The sequence below is a fragment of the Acidithiobacillus sp. M4-SHS-6 genome (genome assembly GCF_047421495.1).
Lineage (GTDB): Bacteria > Pseudomonadota > Gammaproteobacteria > Acidithiobacillales > Acidithiobacillaceae > Acidithiobacillus.
Map to the genome: position 1 here is coordinate 2,622,609 of NZ_CP175559.1, position 15,638 is coordinate 2,638,246.

General features: G+C 58.2%; 16 protein-coding genes. 10 read left to right on the plus strand and 6 right to left on the minus strand.

The features are described from left to right. Positions 1-493 precede the first annotated feature (493 nt). The 9 genes from istA to gloA all read left to right on the plus strand — a co-directional run bounded on the left by istA (position 494) and on the right by gloA (position 8,986). On the plus strand, positions 494-2,014 hold the full coding sequence (gene istA / locus ACJU26_RS13610; RefSeq protein ID WP_414041901.1) for an IS21 family transposase: 1,521 nt from the start codon (positions 494-496) through the stop codon (positions 2,012-2,014). Positions 2,015-2,031: 17 nt separating this feature from the next. Next, positions 2,032-2,790: an IS21-like element helper ATPase IstB gene (gene istB / locus ACJU26_RS13615; RefSeq protein ID WP_414040162.1), complete on the plus strand. Its 759-nt coding sequence runs from the start codon at positions 2,032-2,034 to the stop codon at positions 2,788-2,790. 175 nt (positions 2,791-2,965) lie between these two features. Next, complete coding sequence (locus ACJU26_RS13620; protein ID WP_414040163.1) at positions 2,966-3,238, plus strand: CopG family ribbon-helix-helix protein; 273 nt, start codon at positions 2,966-2,968, stop codon at positions 3,236-3,238. Continuing rightward, positions 3,226-3,519: a type II toxin-antitoxin system RelE/ParE family toxin gene (locus ACJU26_RS13625; RefSeq protein ID WP_414040164.1), complete on the plus strand. Its 294-nt coding sequence runs from the start codon at positions 3,226-3,228 to the stop codon at positions 3,517-3,519. The genes ACJU26_RS13620 and ACJU26_RS13625 overlap by 13 nt, the downstream gene beginning before the upstream one ends. A 492-nt stretch (positions 3,520-4,011) precedes the next feature. Continuing rightward, a complete protein-coding gene (locus ACJU26_RS13630; protein WP_414040165.1) occupies positions 4,012-5,238 on the plus strand; it encodes an aspartate kinase in 1,227 nt (408 codons plus the stop codon). After that, positions 5,238-6,404, plus strand: coding sequence for an aspartate aminotransferase family protein (locus ACJU26_RS13635; protein ID WP_414040166.1), 1,167 nt, complete (start codon positions 5,238-5,240; stop codon positions 6,402-6,404). The genes ACJU26_RS13630 and ACJU26_RS13635 overlap by 1 nt, the downstream gene beginning before the upstream one ends. Next, complete coding sequence (gene argF, locus ACJU26_RS13640; protein ID WP_414040167.1) at positions 6,401-7,339, plus strand: ornithine carbamoyltransferase; 939 nt, start codon at positions 6,401-6,403, stop codon at positions 7,337-7,339. Before ACJU26_RS13635 ends, argF begins: the two co-directional genes overlap by 4 nt. Next, positions 7,340-8,539: an argininosuccinate synthase gene (locus ACJU26_RS13645; RefSeq protein WP_414040168.1), complete on the plus strand. Its 1,200-nt coding sequence runs from the start codon at positions 7,340-7,342 to the stop codon at positions 8,537-8,539. Between the two features lie 39 nt (positions 8,540-8,578). Further along, the gene (gene gloA, locus ACJU26_RS13650; RefSeq protein WP_414040169.1) at positions 8,579-8,986 is read left to right on the plus strand and encodes a lactoylglutathione lyase; all 408 of its coding nucleotides are present in this window, start codon (positions 8,579-8,581) and stop codon (positions 8,984-8,986) included. A gap of 49 nt (positions 8,987-9,035) precedes the next feature. On the opposite strand, the gene dnaQ is transcribed toward gloA, so the two are convergent. Genes dnaQ through ACJU26_RS13665 form a run of 3 tightly spaced genes read right to left on the minus strand, consistent with a single transcriptional unit; the run spans position 9,036 to position 11,028 of the window. Continuing rightward, complete coding sequence (dnaQ, locus tag ACJU26_RS13655) at positions 9,036-9,767, minus strand: DNA polymerase III subunit epsilon (protein WP_414040170.1); 732 nt, start codon at positions 9,765-9,767, stop codon at positions 9,036-9,038. After that, a complete protein-coding gene (gene rnhA, locus ACJU26_RS13660; RefSeq protein WP_414040171.1) occupies positions 9,749-10,234 on the minus strand; it encodes a ribonuclease HI in 486 nt (161 codons plus the stop codon). Before rnhA ends, dnaQ begins: the two co-directional genes overlap by 19 nt. Before the next feature lie 2 nt (positions 10,235-10,236). Continuing rightward, positions 10,237-11,028 carry a class I SAM-dependent methyltransferase gene (locus tag ACJU26_RS13665; RefSeq protein ID WP_414040172.1) on the minus strand — a complete coding sequence of 264 codons (792 nt, stop codon included), beginning with the start codon at positions 11,026-11,028 and terminating at the stop codon, positions 10,237-10,239. Positions 11,029-11,130: 102 nt separating this feature from the next. Between ACJU26_RS13665 and gloB the strand changes: the two genes are divergently transcribed. Then, positions 11,131-11,883, plus strand: coding sequence for a hydroxyacylglutathione hydrolase (gene gloB / locus ACJU26_RS13670; RefSeq protein WP_414040173.1), 753 nt, complete (start codon positions 11,131-11,133; stop codon positions 11,881-11,883). On the opposite strand, the gene ACJU26_RS13675 is transcribed toward gloB, so the two are convergent. From ACJU26_RS13675 to rpsO, 3 genes are all read right to left on the minus strand, one after another. Continuing rightward, positions 11,880-13,127 carry a M16 family metallopeptidase gene (locus tag ACJU26_RS13675; protein WP_414040174.1) on the minus strand — a complete coding sequence of 416 codons (1,248 nt, stop codon included), beginning with the start codon at positions 13,125-13,127 and terminating at the stop codon, positions 11,880-11,882. The two genes, gloB and ACJU26_RS13675, sit on opposite strands and share 4 nt — an antisense overlap. A gap of 135 nt (positions 13,128-13,262) precedes the next feature. Further along, complete coding sequence (gene pnp / locus ACJU26_RS13680) at positions 13,263-15,341, minus strand: polyribonucleotide nucleotidyltransferase (RefSeq protein WP_414040175.1); 2,079 nt, start codon at positions 15,339-15,341, stop codon at positions 13,263-13,265. A 10-nt stretch (positions 15,342-15,351) separates the two neighbouring features. Beyond that, entirely contained in the window at positions 15,352-15,621 is a 270-nt protein-coding gene (gene rpsO / locus ACJU26_RS13685; protein WP_101536682.1) for a 30S ribosomal protein S15, read from the minus strand. Between the last annotated feature and the right edge of the window lie 17 nt (positions 15,622-15,638).

Consider the following 15,638-nt stretch of genomic DNA (forward strand, 5'->3'; position numbering starts at 1 on the left):
GCATGTCCAGCACATGTCCATTGTAGATGGGGACCGCGAAAAATCAAGCCGGTCGGACAGATCACCTCGGAAACAAGTTCTTGGGAGCCTCGCGTCGCCCTATCATCGCTCCGACCACCCAATCACTATGGGTCATCATCGGGAGTTTGACCGACACCTCTCGGGCTTTCACGGCTTTTTGAGGCTTATGGATGGGTTACATATCCAACGGATTGGTAACACCGCGACTGCCCTTGTGCCCCAAATGCGTATTCTGGCCCATCGTGGGCAGTCATTCTGAATGATCGTGGGCGGTGATTCTGGGCGATGGTGGGCAGTGATTCTGGCGGATCGTGGGCAGTTTGCGCGATTTTCCAGAATCGATGCCCACGATGCCAGAATGGCCTGCGGAAATTCCTCTGTGGAGTAAAAAACATTTTGGTCATTCATTGGCTTGAGCGGCATTCTGGGTCCTTTTTAGAGGAGATCCAGCATGCCCACACCGAGGATGACCATGAAAGCGATTATCGAGATCCTGCGATTACACGCCGCCGGTTGTAGCCAGCGGCAAATAGCCCGCGCCTGCGGATTGTCCAAGGGGGCCGTGGGCAAGTATCTGCAACGGGCGACGGAAGCCCAGATAGGGTGGCCTCTGTCGGAGGGGCTGACGGTCGTGGAGGTAGAACAGCGGCTGAACCCGCGCCGCCAGCCGCTCCCGGCGTCCCGGCCGGTCCTGCCCGACCTCGCGCAGATCCATACGGAATTACGGCGCAAGGGCGTGACCCTGCAACTGCTCTGGGAGGAGTATGTGGCCGCCCACCCGGGCGAGCGCACCTACCAGTACTCCCAGTTCTGTGTCCATTACCGCAGCTGGAAAGCCCGCCTCAAAACCAGCATGCGTCAGCAGCATGTGGCGGGCGAAAAACTCTTCATTGATTATGCGGGGCCTATGGTAGCGGTCGTGGACCCGGGCACCGGCGAGATCCGGCAGGCCCAGATCTTTGTGGCGGTGCTGGGGGCTTCCAGCTATACCTATTGCGAGGCCACCTGGAGCCAGAGTCTGCCGGACTTCCTGGGGTCCCATGTCCGGGCGTTCCGGTACTTCGGCGGAGTGCCGACTCTCCTGGTCCCCGACAATCTCAAGGCGGCGGTCACCAAGGCCTCCCGCTATGAACCCGAGATCAACCGCAGCTATCGGGATCTGGCCGGGCATTACGGGACCGTAGTGCTGCCGACACGCCCCTATAAACCCAAAGACAAGGCGAAGGTCGAGGTCGGCGTGCAAGTGGTGGAGCGCTGGATTCTGGCGCGGTTGCGCCACCACCAGTTCTTCTCGCTGATGGATCTCAACAGGGAGATCCGCCGCCTGCTGGAGGACCTCAATCAGCGCCCCTTCAAGCAGCTACCCGGCAGCCGCCACAGCGCCTTCATATCCCTGGAACAACCGGCCCTGCAGCCCTTGCCCGCACAGGACTATGTGTTTGCGGTCTGGAAAAGCGCCAAGGTCAGCATTGACTCCCATGTGGCCTATCAGGGGCATTTTTACTCGGTGCCCTATCGCCTGGTCAGTGCCCGGGTCGATCTGCGGGTCAGTGCCCGGACGGTGGAAATCTTCCACCAGCAACAGCGGGTGGCCAGCCATCCCCGCCAGACCCTGCAGGGGCGTTACAGCACCGTCCCGGAACACCTGCTCAAGGCCTACCAGCAACACCGGGAGTGGTCCCCGGGACGGCTCCTGAATTGGGCACTGTCCATTGGCCCTGCCACCCGGGACGTGGTGCGCTGGCAACTGGCGCGGCGCGCCCATCCCGAACAAGGCTACCGATCCTGTCTGGGCCTGCTCAGCTACTCCCGGCGCTATGGCAAGGAGCGTCTCGATGCCGCCTGTGCCCGGGCGCTGAAGATCGGTTCACCGACGACCCAGAGCATCCAGTCCATCCTGAAGCAGGGGATGGATCAGGTCCAGGAACCCGCGTCCCCAAGCACCCCCTTACCGACCCACGACAATATCCGTGGTCCCCATTACTACCAGTGATAGACAAGGAGTCTCCCATGTTATACCAACCCACCCTGCAGGCCTTGCGGCAACTGAACCTCAGCGCCATGGCCGAAGCCCTGGAAGAACAATCCCGGCTGCCCCAGGCCCAGGATCTCCCCTTCGAGGAGCGCCTGGGTCTGCTCCTGGATCGAGAACTGTGTGCCCGGGATCAGCGCCGCCTGACGCGCCTGCTGAAACTCGCCCATCTCAAGCACAACGCCTGTGTGGAGGACATCGACTACCGGGCCTCCCGAGGTCTGGAACGCGCCCGGATGCGCTCTTTGGTCCAGAACACCTGGATCCGTCAGGGCCAGAACCTCCTGATCACCGGCGCCACCGGTACCGGCAAGACCTGGCTGGCCTGCGCCCTGGGACAGCAAGCCTGCCGGCAGGGGTTGAGTGTCCGCTATCTCCGTCTCCCCCGGCTGTTTGAAGAGCTCCAGATCCGGCACGGGGACGGCAGCTTTGGCCGTTACCTGAACACCCTGGCCAAGATGGACCTGCTGATCCTGGATGACTGGGGTCTGGCCCCCATGCGCGGAGAGGACGTGCGTGATCTGCTGGAAATCATCGATGACCGGGTGAACCAGAAAGCGACCCTGATTACCAGCCAGTTACCGGTCAATCATTGGCATGACTATCTGGGCGAGCCCACCGTGGCCGATGCCGTCCTGGATCGCCTGCTGCACAGCGCCCACCGCCTGGAGCTGAAAGGCGAATCCTTACGCCGTCATCGGGACCCCGACACCACCCCCAAAGTTGACCCATCGTGACCGCCTGTGCTTAAAATCACAACGACCAAAATGTTCACTCTCCAGGGGTGCCCACGATCGCCAGAATTGGTGCCCATGATCAATAGAATACGCACCCCAAAAGCTCCTGCATGGATTTGGGGGCAAGAAAGGGCTACATTATCACTTGGTATCACCACGTGATAAGAGGCCCACTATGGCAACATCTCTCAAGATCGACGAAACGCTGAAAAGTCGCGTCCAGCACCTCGCCAGCCAGCGCCGCCGCTCGCCGCACTGGATCATGCTCGAAGCCATCCAACAGTACGTCGAGCGCGAGGAAGCCCGCGAGAGCTTCAAGCAGGAAGCCTTGGCCTCCTGGGCGGCGTACAAGGAAACCGGCCGCCACCTGACCGGCCAGGAAGTTCGCACCTGGTTGAACACCTGGGGCACCGATGACGAAAGGGTGGTGCCTGAGTGTCACAAGTAATCGTCACCGAAGGCGCAGCGGAAGGCTTGGGGCGGTGCCGGCGGTTCCTTGCCGCCAAGACTCCGGAAGCTGCCAGGCGGGCCGGTCAGGCCATCGAGCGGCAATTCCTGCTGCTGGAAACAGCCCCCGACATTGGCCGGCCGTTCTCTGAAATGCCCGAGCTGCGCGAGCTGGTGATTGCCTTCGGGGATGCTGGCTATGTGGCCCTGTACCGCCACGAACCGGCCGACGATGCGGTGTATGTTCTGGCCTTCCGGCACCAGAAAGAGGCGGGTTATTGATGAAGAACCCATCGCCTTGAACGCTTGCGCCGCAAGATGCGTGAATACCACCGGCATCACCCCTGGAGGCTCTACGGTGGCGGCGGCTGAGATCAGAGGAAATTCTGGCCTCCTTTGAACGAGGCGAATGGCAGTCCGTACCAAATCTCAAGGCTGAAATCGCCCGCTTTGCCACATTGATCGGCATCGCTCGTCAAGGACAAGCGCGTCAATATTCGCATTTCCTCTCGTGATCTTGAAGACATTCAAGCCAAGGCCGCAGAAGAAGCCATTCCTTATCAAACACTCATGGCTAGCGTTCTTCACAAATTTGTCACCGGTCGCCTTGTCGAGCCGTCACCCGGTCCAACCTCTCGTTCAAGCGGGACGCGCCAAAAGCGGCGCGCCCCTTAACTCCATCTTCAATCACGATTTTGGGGTTTCTGCTCAACCTGTACGAAAGCGCGCCAAGGCTTTATCATTTGCCCTTAATTTTTTCTGAAATCACTGAAAATGGCACTCATCATACAAAAATTTGGCGGAACTTCCGTGGGCAGTCCGGAGCGCATTCGCGCGGTTGCCGAAAAAGTCATGGCCAGCCATCGCGCCGGGCATCAGATAGTTGTCGTGGTCTCGGCCATGTCCGGAGAAACCGACCGTCTCTTGCAACTGGCTCGCGCCATGGCAGCCGACCCTGCCGAGCGCGAACTCGACACCCTGCTCAGCACCGGAGAACAGGTGACCATCGCTTTGTTATGCATGGCCTTGGAGGGGATGGGACAAGCCGCAATATCGTTTACGGGCACCCAGGTGGCGATTACCACTGATTCTGCCCATACCAAGGCTCGTATAGAACATATTGAAGATCACAAAATCCGTTCGGCACTGGAAGCCGGAAAGATCGTGGTGGTCGCCGGTTTCCAGGGTGTGGACCCTCACGGTAACATCACCACTCTGGGCCGGGGCGGCTCTGACACCACCGCCGTCGCCTTGGCGGCTGCTCTGCATGCCGATGAATGTGATATTTTTACGGATGTAGACGGCATTTATACGACAGACCCACGCGTGGAATCCCGGGCACGACGCCTCGACCGCATTACTTTTGAAGAAATGCTCGAAATGGCCAGCCTCGGCGCCAAGGTATTACAGACCCGTTCTGTCGAATTCGCCATGAAGTACAATGTTCCTGTTCGGGTGTTATCGTCTTTTCAGGATGGCCCCGGCACCCTGGTTACCAATGAGGAAAATTCTGTGGAAGCTCCCCGCGTTTCTGGCATCGCCTTCTCCCGCAACGAAGCCAAACTCACCATGGTTGGCGTTCCTGACCATCCCGACATCGCTTATTCCATTCTGGGTCCCGTCTCAGACGCCAACATCAACGTGGACGTCATTCTGCAGAACATTTCCGAAGCCGGGAAAACCGACTTCACCTTTACCGTTGATCGGAATGAATACGCCAAGGCCAGGGATATTCTGGCAGAAGTGGCCAAGAAGCTGGGAGCGGAAGATATTCGGGGCGACAATCATATCGTCAAGGTTTCGGTAGTGGGCGTTGGTATGCGCTCCCATGCGGGCATTGCCGCCACCATGTTTGCAACCCTGGGCAAGGAGAATATCAATATTCAGATGATTTCCACTTCGGAGATCAAGATTTCCGTGGTCATTGAAGAAAAATATCTGGAGCTGGCCGTGCGCGCCCTCCATGCGGCTTTTGCTCTGGATGGGGAGGCCCCGATCTGATGGCACTCATGACAAACTATGCCCGCCTGCCCGTGGCCTTTAGCCGGGGCGAGGGGGTGTGGCTGTACGACAGTAAAGGGCGCCGTTATCTGGATGCCCTGGCCGGCATTGCCGTGGTGGGCCTCGGGCACTGCCACCCTGCCGTCACGGCGGCGTTACAGTCCCAGGCCGGCACCCTGCTGCATACTTCCAATCTCTACCAGATCCCCTTACAGGAAAAACTGGCCGACAGCCTCTGTCGGATCAGCGGGCTGGATGCGGCATTCTTCTGCAACAGCGGTGCCGAGGCCAACGAAGCCGCCATCAAAATGGCCCGCCTCCACGGCCACCAGAAAGGCATTGCCGAACCACAGATTCTGGTATTTACCCAGGCCTTTCATGGCCGGACCCTGGCAACATTGACGGCCACGGGTAATTTCCGCATTCAGGAAGGTTTTGGGCCGCTGGTACCCGGTTTCGTCCGGGCTCCCTATGGCGACATTGGCACCGTGCGTGGACTGCTGTCTGCCAACCCCGGCATCGTCGCCATCCTGGTGGAACCGATACAAGGCGAGGGCGGTGTCCGCCCGGCGCCCGAGGGGTTTTTAGCGGAACTGCGCGCCCTTTGTGATACCCATGGGCTGTTGCTCATGCTGGATGAAGTGCAGACGGGCATTGGTCGCACGGGGAGCTTTTTTGCGTATCAACAGCTTGCCGGGGTTGTTCCGGATGTACTCAGCCTTGCCAAAGGCCTGGGAAACGGCGTGCCCATTGGTGCCCTTCTGGCTCGTAAAAGTGCCGCAGACTTGTTTGGACCCGGCAAGCACGGAACGACTTTTGGCGGCGGCCCCCTGGTCTGTGCGGCGGCCCAGGCCGTTCTGGACACCATGGAAAGCACCAATATTCCTGCCCAGGCAAAAAAAATGGGAGCCCTTTTGCAGCAAAAACTGCGGGATGCGCTGGGACAGCACCCAGAGGTTCAGGATATACGGGGCATGGGTCTGATGGTCGGTATTGAACTGCAGCAAAAACCCGAACGTCTGGTAGAGCGCGCGCTGGCGGCAGGTTTACTGATTAATGTGACTGCTGACAAAGTCATTCGCCTCCTACCCCCACTCATTATTGCTGAACCAGAAATTGACCTGCTGGTTTCCAGAATCGTCCAGTTGCTGGAACCCAGATCATGAAACTTCGCCATTTTCTCAGCCTGGCTGATCTCAGCCCCAGCGAATTGAAAGCCTTGCTGCAACGCGCCATCGTCCTGAAGCAGTTGCAACGTCAGGGAGAAAAATATATGCCCTGTACGGGCAAGACCATGGCCATGATTTTTGAAAAATCCTCCACTCGGACCCGGGTTTCCTTTGAAACGGGTATGGCGCAACTGGGTGGACATGCGCTCTTCCTGTCGCCCCGCGATACCCAACTGGGGCGCGGGGAAAGCATTGAAGATACCGCACGGGTCATTTCGCGCATGGTCGACATGGTCATGATTCGCACCTTCAGTCATGACAATCTGAGGCATTTTGCCGCAGCCTCCCAAGTACCCGTCATCAATGGTCTTTCAGATGACCACCACCCCTGTCAGCTCTTGGCCGATCTGATGACCGCCATGGAACACTGGGGCGGGCTGGAAGGGCATAAGATCGCCTATGTCGGGGATGGTGCCAACAACATGGCCCATTCCTGGATGGAAGCAGCCCGCATTTTCAATTTCAGCCTGCGCATCGGCAGCCCCGTCCCTTATTCACCCAGTGCCGAAATGTTGGCTACGGGAGGAGAATACGTCACTGTCCTCCACGATCCCTTTGCGGCCGTGGAAGATGCCGACCTGATTGTGACCGACGTCTGGACCAGCATGGGGCAAGAACAGGAAGCCGAACAGCGACGCGCCATTCTCCAGGATTTCCAGGTGAACCACACGCTCATGGCGGTTGCGGCACCTGGAGCCTTGTTCATGCACTGCCTGCCCGCCCATCGCGGCGAAGAGGTCAGTGCCGATGTGATTGATGGCCCCCTTTCTGTCGTCTGGGAAGAGGCGGAAAATCGCCTGCATGCCCAGAAAGCCCTCATGGAATTTTTATTTGGCATCGGTCCTGTGGCCGCTTTGCAAGGAGCCTTTTAAATGGTCAAAAAAATCGTTCTCGCCTATTCGGGTGGTCTGGATACTTCCGTCATCCTCAAGTGGCTGCAGGATCAGTATCATTGTGATGTCGTGACCTTCACCGCCGACATCGGCCAGGGTGAAGAACTGGAACCGGCTCGCCTCAAGGCGGAGAAGCTGGGTGCCAAGGAAATCTTCATTGACGACCTGCGTGAGGAGTTTGTCAGCGATTATGTATTCCCCATGTTCCGCGCCAACACCCTGTATGAAGGGGAATATCTCCTGGGGACCTCCATCGCCCGGCCGCTCATTGCCAAGCGCCTGGTAGAAATCGCCGCCGAAGTGGGCGCCGACACCGTGGCGCATGGTGCCACCGGCAAGGGAAATGATCAGGTCCGCTTTGAGCTGGGCGCCTATGCCCTGAATCCGGCCATCCAGGTCATTGCTCCCTGGCGTGAGTGGGATCTCAACTCCCGTGAAAAGCTCCTGAATTATGCGGAAAAACATGGTATTCCCGTGGAAAGACATGGCCAGAAATCGCCCTATTCCATGGATGCCAACTTGCTGCATATTTCCTATGAGGGCGGCATTCTCGAAGATCCCTGGGCTGAGGCCGAAGAGAGCATGTGGCGCTGGACATCATCTCCAGAAAAAGCGCCTGATCAAGCGCGTTATCTGGAAATCACCTATGCCCACGGAGATCCCATCGCGGTGGACGGTGAGGCCCTCGATCCGGCGCAATTGCTGGCGCATCTCAATACGGTGGGCGGTGAGCACGGCATCGGCCGCCTGGATATTGTCGAAAACCGGTATGTCGGCATGAAATCACGGGGTTGCTATGAAACGCCGGGCGGTACCATCCTGCTCAAGGCCCATCGTGCCATTGAATCCATTACCCTGGATCGGGAAGTCGCCCACCTCAAGGACGAACTCATGCCGCGCTATGCCAGCATCGTCTATAATGGCTTCTGGTGGAGTCCGGAACGCCGCGCCTTGCAGACGTTAATTGATCAGACCCAGCGTCTCGTCAATGGTGTGGTGCGCGTCAAGCTCTACAAGGGCAGCTGCACGGTAGTGGGTCGCCAGTCCCAGGAAAGCCTCTTTGATCCGCGCATTGCCACCTTTGAAGATGATGCCGGAGCCTATAACCAGAAGGATGCGGAAGGATTCATCAAGCTGAACGCCCTGCGCCTGCGTATTGAAAAACGCCTGCAGGGATAGTCTTCAACGGGCACAGCACCCTGTGCAAGGAGATAAGGTATGCGTCTTTTACACACCATGCTGCGGGTGGGCGATATGGATCGCGCCATCCAGTTCTACACTGAAGTATTGGGCATGCGCCTGTTGCGCCGCAAGGATTACCCAGAGGGTAAGTTTACTCTCGCCTTTGTGGGCTACCAGGAGGAAAGCGCCGGCGCCGTCATTGAACTCACCTATAACTGGGGAGTGGATCACTATGATCTGGGCAATGCCTTCGGCCATATTGCCCTGGAAGTGGATAATGCGGCTTCAGCCTGTGACGCCATCCGTGCCAAAGGCGGCAAGGTGGTGCGTGAGGCGGGTCCCATGAAACATGGCAGTACCATCATCGCCTTTGTCGAGGATCCCGATGGCTATCGCATCGAGCTCATTGAACATAAAAGCGAGTTTGCCGAGCATCCTGCCTGAGCGAAACAAGCAACGGACCCTGGCAAAAGGTTCGCTCGCTGCGGATGGTTCACTCCTGATGCCACAGGGCTTTTCCTCCCAGGCCCTGCAAATATTGGGTGTGCAGTGCGGATTCTTCCGCAGTGGCGCGAATGATGCGCAGTCTGCGCCGCGTCGGGGCGCCAGCAACGTTATTCCCTGCCGTATCTGGAAGGGATGCCGGCGCCCTCGGAATGGCTACTGCTCCAGACTGTGCATCGCTACTGTTCAATAGACCCATCATATCTACCTGCCCTCCCGTCATCCCGAGATACACCAGGGCAAGAATTTCGCAATCCAGCAAGGCGCCATGCCGTTCGCGGTGGCTATTATCGACGTTATAGCGTCGACAGAGACTGTTCAGATCATTTTTCTGCCCCGGATGACGGCGTCGGGCATCCAGCAAGGTATCCAGAACCTGATGATCCAAAGGCGCCTTCCCCAGCAGCGCCAACTCATGATTGAGGAAGCCCAGATCAAAGGGGGCATTGTGGATGATCAGCTCGGCATCCCCCAGATACTCCAGAAAAGCATCGGCCACCTCGGCAAATGGAGGCTTATCCTGCAGAAAATCATCCGTGAGGCCATGCACGCGCAGCGCCTCGGGATCACTGCTGCGCTGCGGGTTGAGATACTGCTGGTAATTGTTTCCGGTCAGGCGCCGGTCCAGCAATTCCACCGCGCCTATTTCAATCACCCGATGGCCTTGTTTCCAATCAATTCCAGTGGTTTCGGTGTCCAGCACTATTTGTCGTAAAGCCATCCTTCCCCCTCCTGACGTTGCTTGCCTGACCCGAACTGATCCATGACCCGGTTGAGCAAGGCATCGACTTGTTCATTTTCTGCATGGCCAGAATGGCCGCGTACCCAGATCCATTCTACCTGATGGGGCGCGGCCACCCGGACCAGACGCTCCCAGATATCCCGATTTTTTACCGGATCACCGCCCGCCGTGCGCCAGCCCCGCTTTTGCCAACCTGCTAACCATTGGGTCATGCCGTCGCGCAAATAGCGTGAATCGCTGACCACCCGCACCCGGGTCGGTCGCTTCAGGGCTTCGAGGCCCCGCAGGGCAGCAGTCAACTCCATACGGTTATTGGTACTTTCCGGCTCGAACCCCCAGAGGATCTTTTCCTGATTTTCCTGGCGCAGCCAGGCACCCCAGGCACCGATGCCCGGATTACCCCGACAGCCCCCATCCGTAAACAATTCCACGATTTTTTCAGCCATTATCAATCCCTGTCATGGATGCCTGGCATCTGATCCAGAAAATCATAAGCTGCCGGCGCTTCAGAGCGCACCTTACGCCGCTCCCGACGCACTTTGACGGGAGTCACCACTCCCACCAGAGGCCGCTCCGGATCGCGGCGTTGCGCCAGCAACAAATAGGCATTGGCTCCTGCAGGCCACCAGCGGTCGCCCATCAACTCCATCCACTGGGCGTTTTTCTCCAGGCCTGGCAAGGTGTATTGGAAATAACGCCCCTCCCGCAAAATGAAGCCCTGGCCTTCCAGAAGGTTGCGCAACTTGCCGAGGGGCAGAAAGGGGCGGCGCCAGGGCCAGGCTCGGTCGCGCCGCCACAAGCGCCAGCGCCGCATGAAACTCAGACTGCCTCCGGGATTGAAATCCATGATCAGTACATGCCCCTCGGGTCGCAATACCCGCCAGCATTCTTCCAGAACGGCTTCGGGTTCCCCCATGCGGGTCAGGCAAAAAGGCACGATGACCAGATCAAAGCGCATGGCCGCAAAGGGCATGTCCTGACAAGCGCCATAAACCTGCAAATAAGCTTCCGTGGGGAAAGCAAAACCATCATTCAGCAACACCCAGGTGCGCTCGGTGCCGGGAGGCATTCCCCAGAAAACCGGTTGCCCGAGTTGCAAAATGGTTTCCGGCTGCAGACGGTCAATCCAACGGGGCAGAATATCCCGAGCCCGATCCAGCAGTAACCGCCCCGCGCTGCTGTCCCACCAGACAGCCGCACGCAATTCCTGTGGTCGACTCCGACGCCCTCGACCCGCCATTTCAGTACAACCGCTTCACAATATCCAGGCACACCAGTGTACGTGACCCCAAATCATTACCAGAGTAGGCTTATGGTAACGCGCTTGTTCCGAGAACCAAACATGTCTGTGCATTTCATTCCTGCTTTTGCCGATAATTACATCTATGTGCTGGAAAGCCGCGCCGGGATCTGGGTGGTCGATCCCGGCGCGGCAGAACCGGTTTTGCTGTGGCTGGGGCAACGCCAGATGACGCCAGCAGCCATTTTATGCACCCATCACCATCCTGATCATACGGGAGGGGTGGCGGCGCTGGCCAGACATTTTGCGATTCCCGTTTATGGCGCCAATGACCGGATCCCGGCCCTCACACACCCGGTCCATGCCGGTAAACTCAGTATTGGTTCTGCCGAACTCACCGTTCTCGAAGTTCCCGGGCACACCCGGGACCATCTCGCCTATGTCTGGAATCAGTCCCTGTTTTGTGGGGACACCCTCTTTGCGGCTGGTTGTGGCAGAATATTTGAAGGGTCTCCCGAAATGCTTTTTCAAAGCCTGCAACAACTGGCCGCTCTTCCCGCCGCAACCCGCGTCTACTGTGCCCATGAATATACGCTGAATAATTTGCGCTTTGCGGCATTGGTTGATCCCGCGAACCCGGTCATTCAGCAGCGACAAACACAAGTCCGCCAACAGCGCGATGCGGGCGAACCCAGCTTGCCGTCGAGCATAGGGCTGGAATGCGCCAGCAATCCCTTTTTACGCTGTCATGAGCCTGCACTCATCGCCAGTGCCCAACAGTTCGACCCAAGCTGCGATGGCAGCCCCTTGTCCGTATTCACCACCCTGCGCCGCTGGAAAGACCAGTTTTCCTAGCCGGGGCGGCGGGATGGCAAGCAGCTGAGTTCAAAGCGGTGTTCCCAGGCCGCGCCTAATACCCGGCGCACCGCGGCGGCATCCACGGCCTCCAGTTGCTGCAAGGATGTTTCTGCGGAAAGCAAACGCCCCAGATACAACCATTGCCGCGCCAGTCGGCTCATGCGCAGTTCGGCATCTTCCTGGCCCAGTAATAACTGGATCCGCAAGCTGCGCTTTGCCCAGTGCATTTCTGCCGGGCTGGGTCCTTCCTGCGTCAGTTGCGTCAACACTTCAGCCATGGCCTTGCCTGCTTCGCGGGCCTTTTCTTCGGGGGTGGCAATATACAAGGACCATTCGCCGCAGTCCCGCAAGGCATCCAGATGGGAAAATACCTGATACGCCAAGCCGCGTCTTTCCCGCAACTCGCGAAACAAATAGGAGGCCGTTCCCCCACCCAGAATGGCATTGGCCAGCACATGGGCCAGATAGTCCGGCGACTCCACAGCACAGGCTGGGGCCATCCAGACCAGGTGGGCCTGACGGGCTTCAGCCCGGCGAATGCTTTTTTTGCCGGAACGAAATCGGGGCTGGGCGGGGGGAGTCACAGCCGAGGGCGGACGTCGCCCTCCCGGAAAGACATGCTGCGCCCATTCACAGTATTGTTCATGGACCACATCCCCTACGGCAGTGACAATGAGGGGCGCTTCCGCCAACACTCTTTCATGGTAGGCCTGCAATCGCTTGCGGCTGGCAGTACGGATACACTGGGCCTTGCCCAAGACAGGCCAGGCCAGGGGATGTTCACCCCAAATTTCCAGCAGGGCGCGTTCCTGTACCCAGTCCTCCAGATCTTCGGCAGCCATGGCCGCTTCCTGGGCCACCACCTGTTTTTCCAGACGCAAATCCCCATGGGCAAGGCGTGGCCGGAGCAGCATTTCGCTCAGCAACACAAAAGCTTCCTGGGCATCTTCTGCCAAAACCGTCCCGTGAAACACCGTGCTCTCACGATCCGTAAAAGCATTGATGGTCCCGCCCAGGGATTCCATCGCGGCATTCAGGGCATCACCATCTCTTTCGGTACTGCCCTTGAACAACATGTGCTCCAGCAAATGGGCAAAACCATTTTCATCGGCTTGCTGATCCCGACTGCCATTACCCAGGGTCAGGGACAAAGCCACACTCTGCCGGCCCGGCAAGCGCTCACTCAACACGACCACCCCGTTATCCAGCGTGGTCACCGAGGCTTCCATAGTCCTATTCACAACCATGAGCACCCGTCAATTCGGCATGGAAAAGGGCCCCCTTTCCCATGCATGCAGAAAATGCAAACGAAGCAGGGGCGGACGCATAGAGTCCACCCCTGCTCTGACAACGAAAGGAATACCAGCCGGCGGAAATTATTGGGCGATATCCTTCATGCTCAGCTTGATTTTGCCCTGGCGATCCATTTCCAGCACCTTGACCCGTACGGCTTGCCCTTCCTTGAGATAGTCATGCACATCGCTGACCCGCTCGCAACTGATCTGAGAAATATGCAGGAGACCATCGCGACCGGGCAGAATGGTCACAAAGGCCCCAAAATCCATGATCTTGGCGACCTTACCATCATAAATGGTATCCACCTGCACCTCTGCGGTCAGCAGTTCAACCCGTCGCCTGGCGGTAGCTCCCGCCTCACTGTCCACCGTGGCAATGGTTACCGTACCATTATCCTGAATATCAATGGTCGCACCGGTTTCTTCGGTCAAGGCGCGGATGACCTTGCCACCCGGCCCGATCACATCGCGGATTTTGTCTGGATTGATGTGCATGGTGATAATGCGGGGTGCATAGTCGGACAACTCGCCACGGCCTGTGGACAGCACACCGTTCATGAGTCCGAGGATATGCAGTCGCCCGGCCAGCGCCTGCTTGAGCGCCTGTGCCATGATTTCGCGGGTAATACCATCGATCTTGATGTCCATCTGCAGGGCGGTGACGCCGTGTTCCGTTCCGGCCACCTTGAAATCCATATCCCCCAGATGATCTTCATCGCCGAGAATATCGGTCAGCACCGCAAAGCGCTCACCATCCTTGATCAGTCCCATGGCCACCCCGGCCACCGGCGCCTTCAGGGGCACACCGGCATCCATCAGCGCCAGGGAGGCACCGCAAACCGTCGCCATGCTGGAAGAGCCGTTGGACTCCAGCACTTCAGAAACAACCCGTATGCTGTACGGAAATTCAGCGGGTTCCGGCAGTACAGCCGCTATGGCCCGTTTTGCCAGACGCCCATGACCTATTTCCCGGCGCTTGGGAGATCCGACCATCCCGGTTTCGCCCGTGGAAAATGGCGGGAAATTATAATGGAGCATGAAGCGGTCACGGCTTTCGCCCTGCAGGGCATCAATGATCTGCTCGTCGCCCTTGGTGCCCAAAGTCGCCACCACCAAAGCCTGGGTTTCCCCCCGGGTAAACAGCGCCGAACCATGGGTGCGGGGCAACACCCCGGCCTCAATGGTGATGGGGCGCACCGTCTTGCTGTCCCGCCCATCGATGCGTGGCGCACCATCGAGAATCCGGCCCCGGACAATGCCGGTTTCCATTTTCTTGAGAAAGGTCCGCACCATGTCGGCGCGCTGGGCATCTTCTCCGGCAAATTCGGCCAGCATGGCCTGCCGGATGGCTTCGAGTTTCTGACTACGTGCCTGTTTTTCCACCAGGGAATAGGCTTCCTGCAACAAACCCGAGGCCTTGGCCTGTACGGCTTTTCCCAAATCTTCATCGGCAACGGGAGCCACCCAGTCCCAGGCGGGGTTTCCCACTTCGCGGGCCAGGGCTTCAATGGTTTCAATCACCGGCTGGAATCCAGCGTGACCATACATCACCGCCTCCAGCATGACGTCTTCAGACAGTTGTTGGGCTTCGGATTCCACCATCAACACGGCATGACGGGTACCGGCCACCACCAGATCCAGCTGCGATTCGGCCAATTGCGAATAACCAGGATTCAGCATAAATTGCCCATTGGTGTATCCCACCCGCGCGGCGCCCACCGGTCCCTGAAAAGGAATACCGGAAATCGCCAGGGCTGCGGAAGCACCGACCATGGCCAGGATATCCGGATCCTGATCCCGATCCACGGAAAGGACCGTAGCGATCACCTGCACTTCATTCATGAAGTCTTTCGGAAACAGGGGACGAATGGGACGATCGATCAAACGGGAGGTCAGCGTTTCCTTTTCCGTCGGACGCCCTTCCCGCTTGAAGAAACCACCGGGAATTTTACCTGCGGAATAGGCTTTTTCCTGATAATTGACCGTCAAGGGAAAGAAATCCTGGCCCGGTTTGACTTCCCGGCGGCCCACGGCCGTCACCAGTACCACAGTATCGCCACTGGATACCAGCACTGCTCCATTGGCCTGACGCGCCATGCGGCCCGTTTCCAACTGCAGGCGCCGCCCGCCGAAATCCAACTCTTTCCGAATGATGGCCAAAATCTTCTCCTTACTTCCGCAGACCCAGACGCTCAATCAGCGTACGATAACGGTTCACATCCCGTTTCTTGAGATAATCGAGCAGCTTGCGACGCTGCCCCACCATCTTCAACAAGCCTTGCCGGGAATGATGATCATGCTTGTTGCTTTTGAAATGATCGGCCAATCCTTCAATACGGGTGGTGAGCAGGGCTACCTGCACTTCGGGGGAACCCGTATCCCCGGCATGGGTCGCATAACCCTGAACCACTTCTGCTTTGACTTCACGTGACAACGACATAATTCCTTCTCCTCGGA